This window comes from Luteimonas sp. A537 (assembly GCF_054052065.1).
The window spans coordinates 1-7,623 of sequence record NZ_JBSVRH010000011.1; the positions used below are offsets into that span (position 1 = coordinate 1).

At 62.9% G+C, this 7,623-nt stretch carries 9 protein-coding genes; 2 read left to right on the plus strand and 7 right to left on the minus strand.

What is annotated here, in order from left to right; genetic code table 11:
- A partial coding sequence (locus ACW7GZ_RS14620) for a type VI secretion system Vgr family protein (protein WP_457009966.1) occupies positions 1 to 1,554 on the minus strand: 1,554 nt, incomplete at its 3' end.
- 439 nt (positions 1,555 to 1,993) lie between these two features.
- Between ACW7GZ_RS14620 and ACW7GZ_RS14625 the strand changes: the two genes are divergently transcribed.
- Positions 1,994 to 2,308, plus strand: a complete 315-nt coding sequence (locus tag ACW7GZ_RS14625; protein ID WP_457009968.1) for a DUF1153 domain-containing protein — start codon at positions 1,994 to 1,996, stop codon at positions 2,306 to 2,308.
- A gap of 88 nt (positions 2,309 to 2,396) precedes the next feature.
- On the plus strand, positions 2,397 to 2,549 hold the full coding sequence (locus tag ACW7GZ_RS14630; protein ID WP_457009970.1) for a hypothetical protein: 153 nt from the start codon (positions 2,397 to 2,399) through the stop codon (positions 2,547 to 2,549).
- On the opposite strand, the gene ACW7GZ_RS14635 is transcribed toward ACW7GZ_RS14630, so the two are convergent.
- From ACW7GZ_RS14635 to ACW7GZ_RS14660, 6 genes are all read right to left on the minus strand, one after another.
- Complete coding sequence (locus ACW7GZ_RS14635; protein WP_457009972.1) at positions 2,546 to 3,349, minus strand: hypothetical protein; 804 nt, start codon at positions 3,347 to 3,349, stop codon at positions 2,546 to 2,548. The genes ACW7GZ_RS14630 and ACW7GZ_RS14635 overlap by 4 nt on opposite strands.
- A gap of 388 nt (positions 3,350 to 3,737) precedes the next feature.
- Positions 3,738 to 4,742, minus strand: a complete 1,005-nt coding sequence (locus ACW7GZ_RS14640) for a T6SS immunity protein Tli4 family protein (protein WP_457009974.1) — start codon at positions 4,740 to 4,742, stop codon at positions 3,738 to 3,740.
- Entirely contained in the window at positions 4,739 to 5,677 is a 939-nt protein-coding gene (locus tag ACW7GZ_RS14645; RefSeq protein ID WP_457009976.1) for a phospholipase effector Tle1 domain-containing protein, read from the minus strand. Before ACW7GZ_RS14645 ends, ACW7GZ_RS14640 begins: the two co-directional genes overlap by 4 nt.
- Before the next feature lie 49 nt (positions 5,678 to 5,726).
- Positions 5,727 to 6,056 (minus strand): DUF3304 domain-containing protein, encoded by a 330-nt coding sequence (locus tag ACW7GZ_RS14650; RefSeq protein ID WP_457009982.1) that lies wholly within the window; start codon positions 6,054 to 6,056, stop codon positions 5,727 to 5,729.
- A 171-nt stretch (positions 6,057 to 6,227) separates the two neighbouring features.
- Positions 6,228 to 7,115: a DUF4123 domain-containing protein gene (locus ACW7GZ_RS14655; protein ID WP_457009978.1), complete on the minus strand. Its 888-nt coding sequence runs from the start codon at positions 7,113 to 7,115 to the stop codon at positions 6,228 to 6,230.
- Positions 7,112 to 7,623: DUF2345 domain-containing protein (locus tag ACW7GZ_RS14660; protein WP_457009980.1), on the minus strand; the 512-nt coding region annotated here is incomplete at its 5' end. The genes ACW7GZ_RS14660 and ACW7GZ_RS14655, both read right to left, overlap by 4 nt.

The following is a 7,623-nucleotide window of genomic DNA, read 5'->3' on the forward strand; positions in this document are numbered from 1 at the left end:
ACCAACAACCACGGGCCGATCGATGTCGCCCTCAAGGAAGGCCACCAGCACTTCCTGTCCCACCCGCGGCAGGAACTGCGCACCCACGCCCGGTCCGGCGTAACGCTGTGACACGCGCAGCCAGCAGGAGCGCTCGGCCGTGGCTTGGCCGCCGGCCTGCCAGTGGAACTTCACCTTGATCCGGCCCAGCGCGTCGCTGCTCAGCACGTCGTGGCCACCGTCGTCGGCGACCACGATGGCGCTCTGGTAGCCCGGGGCGGTCGGGCGCGGGTTGAGGCGGGTGCCGGTGTCGTCGTGCAGGCGCGGCCGCCAGGGCAGGGCGCGCGGTACCGACTGGAAGGCGTTGGCGTAGCCATGGGCGTCTGCGTGCTGCCACAGCTGCTGCATGTCGGTGGTGTCCAGCGGCAAGACTTGGGGCAGGGCGGGCCAGCCGGGTGCGGGGCCGAGCAGCTCGACCAGGCCGTCGCGCACGGTGTCGGGCAGGTTGTTGCGGCCTGCGTGGCGCAGGCCCTGCAGGAAGAAGGCGTCCACGTCCTCGGCGTTGCGCGGTGCATCAGTGAGCGTGAACGCGGTGCCGGCACGGAAGCTGCGCACGCCACCTTGGCCCTGCCAGCGCCGCCGGCCGGCTTCGCGCGCTTCGCCCAGCAGACGGGCGTGGCGCGAGGCCTGGGCGGCGTCGGCGAACGCATAGGCGCCGGACGGGTCGTAGGATTCACCGTAAACGGGCGCACTGTCGGCGCCCAGGGGCAGCTGCGCCGCCACGGCCTGCACGCTGCGGTAGTCCGTGCCCAGCATGCTCAGCTTTGCCGAACCGACGCGACGGCTGGTACCGATGGCGTGGATCGTGTCTTGGGCCTCGGTGGCGTCGTCGCGGTGGAAGCGGATGCCGCCGCCAGTGGCGATGGCGTCCTCGGGCTGCGTCGTGCTGTCGGCGAAGATCACCAGGCGATGGCCGGCCGGTGCTTCGGCGTCCTCTTCCCAGCGCCAGCCAAGGCCTTCTTCGGCCAACAGGCGACTGACGAAATCGAAGTCAGTTTCCCGATACTGCACGCAGTAGCTGCGCGGATGGGCCTCGGCAATGAACGGGCCGACCTCGTCGGACAGCTGCCACTGGGCAAGCGGCGCGTAGCCCTCGAACACCGCTTCGGCTATCTCGATGACGGTCCGGTCCTGGAACACGCGGCTGTGCCGGCCCTGCGTCATCCACCAGGTCCACGGCACCAGGCACAGGCGATAGCGCACCAGGCCGCCGTCGCCGCCCAGGCAGGACGCTTCGCGGATCACGCCGCTGCGGCGGGCGCTGCTGCCGTCGGCCAGACGCGTGGCGAGCGTGGCGGTGGTGCCAAGCAGTTCATCCAGGGCCCAGGACGAGTCACCGGACAGCACGTCCACCCACCACTCGTATCCCAGCGACACCTGCTCCCAGCCCTGCCAGCGCTCAACGGCGCAGTCGGCGGGGAGAGCGTCGCCCTCCAGCTGGTACAGCCGGTCGGTGCCCACGTACTGGGCCAGGGACGCCAGCATTTGCTGGGTCTGGGCCAACGGATCATTCATCGTGTCGTTCCTTGAAAGGCCCGCTCGCACAGTCCCACGCATGACTGTTCACCTGGGCCTCCTTGGCTCTGGCCCGAATTTCAGTCTTAACCCCAAGTGTTTCTATCAGAAGTCCCGTTCAGGGTCACGCGACGCCACGCGATCAGCGTCACGGTTTCGGTGCCCGTGGCCCGGAATGACGGACGGTGTCGGGGCGATCGCCGGCTTCAACCGGACTGCTTCCTGAGCGAGACAGTATTCGATCCCACAATGCCATTACGAGGCTGTCGTCCACTCCTCCTTGCGGAGAGGTGGCCTCTTCGTCACCGGTCAGGGCTTACCAGGGCTTTCGGACTCTCGCGACTGGGCTTCTTCGTGCGCGTCTCTGCATAAGTCGAAGGCAACGCTGTAGTGACCCACTGAATTCCTGCTCAGGTGCTACTTTTCGAAGGAGACACCTATGAGCGTGATGATGGAAGAGGAAATCAAGCGTTGGACGGCCCGCCGGAAGTCGGCGCTGGTGCTGGAAATCATCCAGGGCAAGACGACAGTAGCTGAGGCCAGCCGCCAGTTCGACCTGACCCCGTCGGAGATCGAAAGCTGGGTCGATGAGGGGAAGCGCGGCATGAAAAACGCGCTGCGTGCCAAGCCCGAGGACGTTCGTGATCAATACGAGCGCCAGCTCAAGGACCTGCAGGAAGCCTACGGCGAGGCCATGCTGGAGTTGCGCGCTCGAAAAAAATTGGCGTCCCTGTTGGGCAAGGACGAGACCTGATGGTCTCGATCCAGCAGGGACTGCGGGACGAAGGCTTTGAGGTCTTGATGGTGACGCTGTGCCGGTGGTTTGGGGTGCACGACGGAGCATGTACTACCACCCGACGAAGGCGCCGCCGAAGATCCGGCCCGAGCTGGCCGAGCCGATCAAGGCGATGATTGAGGAAGAGCCATCGTTCGGCTATCGGACGGTGGCGGCGTTGTTGGACATGAACAAGAACACGGTGCAGCGAATCTTCTAGCTGAAGGGCTGGCAGGTAAGGAAGCGGGCGGTCGGATGCCGCCCACGGATCCAGGCGTTGCCGTCGGTCGCGCAAGCGCCTGACGAGCGGTGGGCGACGCTGATGGCCACCATCCCACCGGTCTGCCCACCGTACTCACGCTCGCCCTCATGCAGGCGTTTGACCTGTCCGCCCAGTTGGGTCAGTTCGGCAAGATCGCGCGCAACGCGCTGCGCGAACGCCGGTTCCTTGCTGGGCTCCACGAGTCCATAGATGCTCAATGAAAACGACACACCCGGCATGTCCGGGAAAGTAACGACGAGCTGTGCATCACCGGCCACGTCCTTGCCATCCTTGAGCCTGAAGTAACCGTTCGCAGTACAGAAGGCGTTCGCCGGTGGCGACGTGTCCCGTTCGCGGGGGCTATAGCGGGAAATGGTTTCTAGGACGCCATCGCGTACGGCGGGATAGCGGCTTGCCTGGCTGCTCTCGCCTTCGAACACGTAGTGCCGCCCATCCTGTACGCGATGGGCCTCGATCGTGAATGCAGCTGATGGTCCGGAATGCTCGGCGATGACAGCGGCTTCGCCACTGGTGTCGAAGCCGACCAGCCGGCTGTTGGAGAACGCGGCCCGCGGATTGGCGCCCGCGGCGCGGTAGAGTTCGGCGGCTCGGTCGCTGCGCGGCGACTCCTTGGCTTTTGCCGCGTCGGAGCGTTCCCGCAACGAAGCCACGACCGTATCCCATCGCGCGGGGCCCTTGTCCTGGTCGCGCAGGCCTGCATAGGCGGAGGTGACCTTGGCCTTTGCGCCCGGCGGCAACGCGACTTCGTGAAGCCCGACGCAATAGGGCGTGCCGGGGGGCGAGCTTACTTCGTACCCTGAAGTTCGGACGTGCACACAGCCTGCCACTACGGCAGCCAACAGCGGGACAGCGACGATTCGACACCAGCGAAATGGGACACGAATTCCTTTCCCAGAGATACTCCCAACGTCCATATGGAACCCGTCCACGATACCTAGAAGAAAGACGACTTGCGGCAACCTTTGGATACCTCAACGACTTCCTGCTGAAATCCTTTCTCAACCATGCAGCGTTCCATTTCCAGGCCGTGACAGTTGCAGAATCGAATGCAGCCCGCGATGGGGATCACGATCCATGCACTTGGTAAACGATGCGCCCTTGCGTGGCGTTCGCAGGCCATGGCCATCAACGTCCGACCGCACCCGGACGTAGCCGAAGGGTCCCGAGCAGCATTTCCCAGACAGCGATCGCCTGTTCGTCGGACTCGAACGGCGCATTGATGATCTCGCCATCGGCGTCGCTCTTTGCCGTCGTACTGAGTTGCAAGGAAAGAAAGGGAAATTCCAAGGAGTTCGCGCGCCCCTGTGACTCCCAGAGAAATTCGTACGATGTCTTGCCGTCTCCATCACCACGTATCAGGAGCTCCTGGCCTTTCGCCATGCCAAGGTCAAGCTGCGAGCGACGCAGGGTTTTCATGCGCGCCGCGATCTCCTCGTAACCCGGCGGAATGGACGATGCCCGCGTCAGGAGTTCCGCATCGGGCTTTCCCGTCACGTACGACATGAAGGTGATGGTGACACTGGGGTATTCGTTCAGTCTGACGTCCGCGGTGACCTTCTCGCTGTTCAGCTTGCTGCGTGCGATGAAACCGGTATCGATGCAAAATCCTGGCTCCACCGGAACCTCGGCAGGATCCCGAAACCGCAGCGATTGCGTGAGCAGGTCTTTTTGGTAGCGCGACGCCAAGCTGCGTGCGCGATCAGTTGCATTCCCTTGGCCTGTCAGGTGGTACAGGACCGACCGCGTTGGCTGGTAGCCGAACATGTCGTAATGGATGACGCGCGTGCTGTGGGCTCCTGGCCAGGATGCGAGGGCAACGTGGTTGTCGTCAAATTTGTCCCGACCGACGAACAGGCTCTCATGCTGCCTGTGTGCCGCTTGTCTCAGATGTTTCTCACGACCATCCACTTGCTCATGGAAACCTTTGACATCGACGCCTTTGATGGTTGTCGCGTCTGCATCGGCAAACACGAACTTTGCGTTGACGCGCGCGTCGGATGGCAGGTCGATAAGGTACCTGCCAAGGCAATGTGTTCGCTCCCCTGTTGCCATTCGATGCTCCTCGGTATGTCCTTGTTGCGCGGCGACCGCCGCCAATATCAGCACAGCCGACAGGCGCGCCGAACTCACGCCCAATCAGCCTTTTGGGCGATTTTGATCCGCTGCTCGTGCAACGCAGCGAAATGCACGCATTGCCGGACTTCTGGATGGATGCTCATCATCTCTCCATCGGCCCAGTCCATCTTGCCGTCGGCGATGCGTGACATTCCCGCCAAGCCAACAGAGGCGACCGTGTCGAAGATGCCCATGAAGTCCAAGGTCATCGGCACGCCGCCGATGTTGTGGCCGCAGCCACTGCCCCAGACCTGCGCAACCTCGAACAGGCGATGCGCGAAAGCGCGGGCCTGCGCGGCGCCGCGTGAGAACCCGAATACGGAGATATTGAGCGAACGCACCCTGCGCTGGTGGTTCTTGACCACATTTTCCAGACGTCGAGCGACCGCGCCCAACATATTTCGACGCAAGTGTCCTTCGAATAGACGGGTCCTGCTCATCTCATTGGCGAGGACCCGGGCCTGCTCAAGTTCTATCAGCCGGGCACCGGTCAGATAGCGATGGACCGCATTGATGATCTCAATGATCGCCCAATGGATGCGGTCGGCCCCGTACAGAGCCGCGCCCGCGCCGAGTGCGCTCCCGTCCTGGCTGTTGTCGCCCACTTCCGGAAACGGTGTGCCGACGCCGGGGATGTATATCCTGAACAGGCCATTCTCCGGCTCGTCGAATGACGCTTCCCACAGCCGCGCGACATTGCTGTGCCCATTGCGGGCCCGCTGCGTTTGCGTGCCTCGAGTCTTCGGCGGGTTGCTCACGAACACGCCATTCCAGCCACGATTGTTGCCGGTGCCATCAAAGAAGAGATTGACGTGGACCTGTCCTTGGCATTCCGAACTGTTCTCCCGTAGGCACGCCAGTGCCTGCTTGCGGGCTTGCGCGGCATTTGGCGATAGCAAACGTCGCCCACTCTCCGGCATGGGGTGTGCACCGATGCTCGTCCTTGTCATCGTCGCTTCTTCCTTGTCATATCGCGCTGACTGTCGGTGTCACGCCGTTTCAGGGATCCCATGGGCCACGCGGCGGCTTGCCAGGTTCAAGGCCCGCTTCTTCGCCCTTCAAGGGATAGTCGGGATGCCAGAGATCATACTTCGTGGAAAATACCTTAACCTCACCGTTGCGCAGGAAGTGGACCGAGAAGTAACCCGCTGTCTCTACTGTATATTCCGGCACGGGCACCACTCGCTCTTGTTCGTTCTCCGACCATCCGTCAACCCAGCGAATGGTCACTTGGAGACCAGGTCTCCACTTGGCGGGAATGCTGGCGCAACATGTCAAACTCCCCCCCTCCGCTATGCGGCGCCAGAGCAGATCCCCCGGACCCACCATTGATCTGGAACTCACCGATCACTTCATCGGTATGGTTGTACCCACGGATACCAACGGCATACATCTTCTCCTGGCACGCGGCCAACAGCGGCAACAGGCAGAGCAGGCATATCGCTACCAGTGCGCGCCAGCGAGGCCTCACCCCATGGTTGACGTAGCCATGGAAACTCATCATCGAGACACGCTCCGGAGTCCAGCAAATTGTTCGGTGCCGTATTGCCATAAGGGGATTCCTGTCAACCAGACGTCTTCGGGTAACGCCGTCGCCCAGTCCGTGAACGAGTCAGGCAGCGCCAGGGCATTCTCTGCCAGCCGCTCGATCACGGAAGGGTGCTCGCGAAATCCGCCCGATGTGTACAACGCCAGCAGGAGGTACTGGGCATGATCGTCCAGCATGGCCAACCCATGAGCGAAGGAGTCACACAGGTGGGCGCTGATGAACGGGTACAAGGTCCGGTACGGCACCTGTCGTATTTCTTCAGGAATGATTCGACGCAGCTGGGCGATGGCCGCATCCGGTGTGCATGCATCCAGGAAGTTGTTGTACTGGTCTGCATCCAGGCGCAACGGCGGCAACGCCGGAAACCCTTCGGCAGGCCGGGCAGGCAGGATCAGTTCCTTCATGTCACCGAAGCGGTCGTAGTAGCGCCACTCGCAGATAGTCCCGATGAAAGAGGATTGCTGATCGGGGCGTAGCAGCTGCATCCAGATCGGGAGAATGCGGGTGTCGTACCACCGCACCAGCATGTCTTTTTCGCCGTGTTCCGGGACCCGAACCAGGTGGAAGCTGCGGAAGTGCGTGGCCAATTCATCCATCGACGCGTCCGACGCGATCAAGCTCACGGCGGGCTTGCGTTCGCCCAGGGAACGGAGTTCGCGGTTCAACGATGAGTTATCGGTTAGTTCGCCGATATGTTCTACAAGCAGCGGGGCGATATCTTTCAGCGCCTGCTCTGCGGTTCCATCGAACAGCGAGCGGTACGGTGTTCGCAGGTTCTCCAGCCGCTCGTGAAAATGCGGGCGCTGCGCACTGTCCACCAGAGCGTAGTGGACGGTCATACCAGGACTCCGGGGCTGCCGTGGCGCATGGCATCCAGGATGCAACTCTTGCAGCTGCTGCGGGGAAACTGCGGCAACGGATAGTTCCTTTGAACGGGCCCCACGAACGATTTCTTGCTCGCATGCACCTTGATCTCGCCGGGGCAGGCCACGGTGATGTTGCCGCTCTCGATCGTCAGGCTGGCGCCGCCCGACGTGGCCAGGTGCACCGTCTTGCCGGCGGCAAACTCGACCTCGGCGTTGGCGCTCACGACTTTCAGCTGGTCCTTCGCTTGCAGCTTGATCTGGTCGTTCTGCGCCTGGATGTCCAGCTCGCCTTCGCCTGTCACCAGACTGAGCGAGGCGTCTTCGCTTGGTGCCCCGTCCACGGCCTCCACCAGCCAGCCGATCGCCTGGCCGGTGTGCAGGCGCAGGTTGCCCGCAACGGCCAGGTTGCTGGCCTGGCCGCTGGCCAGGGTCAGTGTTTCGCCTGCTGCCCAGTGCAGGCTTTGACCGGCGATCTGGACGA